1 protein-coding gene is annotated in these 2034 nt (G+C 71.7%); it reads left to right on the plus strand.

Translation table 11 applies throughout. The features are described 5' to 3' along the window. Positions 1–2034, plus strand: a 2034-nt coding sequence (locus tag AQJ66_RS39200) for a polyketide synthase dehydratase domain-containing protein (RefSeq protein WP_279617359.1), incomplete at both ends; no start/stop codon positions are given.

Below are 2034 nucleotides of genomic sequence, written 5' to 3' on the forward strand. Positions count from 1 at the left end.
GGTCGGCGTCGCCGCCGTCAACGGGCCGGGTTCGCTGGTGCTTTCGGGTGCGGCGGAGGCGGTGGAGGATGTCGCCGCGCACTTCCGCGGTGAAGGCCGCAAGGTCACGTCCTTGCGGGTGAGCCACGCTTTCCATTCGCCGCTGATGGAGCCGATGCTCGCCGACTTCCGCGAGGTCGCCGAGAGCCTGACGTACTGCGAGCCGCGTATCCCCCTGGTCTCCACGCTCACCGGAACCGCGGCGGACCCGTCGGAACTGATGAGCCCGGACTACTGGGTGCAGCACGTACGGCGTCCCGTCCGCTACGCCGACGGCATACGCACGCTGGACGAACAGGGTGTCTCCTGTTTCGTGGAACTCGGTCCGGACGGCACGCTGACCGCCCTGGCACAGGCATGCCTGGACGCGGACGCGGACGCGGACGAGCGGCTGTTCCTGCCGTCCCTGCGCAGGGACAGGTCGGAAGCGGAGGCGGCACTGACCGTGATCGCCGGGCTGTTCGTCCGTGGCGGTGAGGTCGACTGGCGCACGATCTTCGCGGGGAGCGGAGCCCGCACTGTCCCCTTGCCGACGTATGCGTTCCAGCGCAGGACCTACTGGCCGACGCCCGCCCCGGCAGGGCACGGCGGTGACATCTCCGGACTGGGCCTCACGGCCGCCGGCCATCCCCTTCTGGGTGCGGCGGTGACGCCGGCCGACTCCGAAGGAGTGCTGTTCACGGGGCGGCTGTCGCTGCGGAGCCACCCGTGGCTGCGCGATCACGTCGTCGCCGGGTCTGTCCTGTTCCCCGGGACCGGCTTCCTGGAACTCGTCCTCCACGGTGCCGAGCAGGCCGGCTGTGACCGGGTGGAGGAACTGACGATCGCCGTGCCCCTCGTGCTCACCGAGGACGGCGGCGTGCAGGTCCAGGTGCTCGTGAACGGCCCGGACGAAACGGGAAGCCGTGCCGTCAGCGTGTTCTCCCGGCCGGACGGCGGCGGACGTGACGAGCCCTGGACCCTCCACGCCACGGGCATGGTGGGCACCGGAGCGGCAGCTCCGGGTCCCGAAGTCTCCGGCGACTTCGAGGTGTGGCCGCCGCGGGATGCGGTGGCGGAGCCGGTCGAGGGCGTGTACGAGCGTCTCGCCGCCCTGGGTCTGGCGTACGGACCGGCGTTCCGGGGACTGCGTGGCCTGTGGCGGCGCGGCGAGGAAGTCTTCGCCGAGGTGGCGTTGACCGAGGCGCACGGGGACCTCGCCGACCACTTCGGCATGCACCCCGCTCTGCTGGACTCCGTGCTGCATGCGGCGCTCCACGGCCTCTTCGGCACTAATGGTCCGCTGCGGCTGCCGTTCTCGTGGAGCGGTGTGTCGCTGTGGGCGGCCGGTGCAACGGAACTGCGCGTACGCGTGGCTGCCTCCGGTCCCGATGTCGTCACCCTCGAACTGGCGGACGCGGCCGGGGGCGTGGTGGCCGCCGTTGACTCACTGGTGCTGCGGGAGGTGGCCGATGACCTCGCGGTGGCCCGCGACGGCCGCCTGGACAACCTCTACCAGGTCGACTGGGTCCGGGTGCCGGCGGGCGCTGGACCTGTTCCCGAGACGAGGGCGGGGCTGCCCGCCCCGGGTGAGGCCGTACTCGGTGACGTCCTCGTGCGCGTCGGTCGACCGGCCGACAACACCCCGTCCGCCGTCCACGCCCTCACGGTGAGCGCACTCGCCCTGGTGCGTGAGTGGTTGGGGGTGGAGCGTTTCGCGGGGGCGCGGTTGGTGGTGGTGACGGAGGGTGCGGTTGCTCCGGAGGGGGTGGGTGCTGATCCGGTTTTGAGTGCGGTGTGGGGTGTGGTGCGGGCTGCGCGGGCTGAGGCGCCGGGGCGGTTGGTGCTGCTGGATGTCGATGGTGGGGAGGAGTCCTGGTCTGTCGTCGGGGCGGCGTTGGCTTCGAGTGAGCCGGAGTTGGCGGTGCGGGGTGGGGTTGTTTATGTCCCGCGTCTTGGGCGTGTGTCGGGTGCGGGGGCGCTGACGGCTCCGGGCGGGGAGTCGGCATGGCGGCT

The organism is Streptomyces bungoensis (genome assembly GCF_001514215.1).
Lineage (GTDB): Bacteria > Actinomycetota > Actinomycetes > Streptomycetales > Streptomycetaceae > Streptomyces > Streptomyces bungoensis.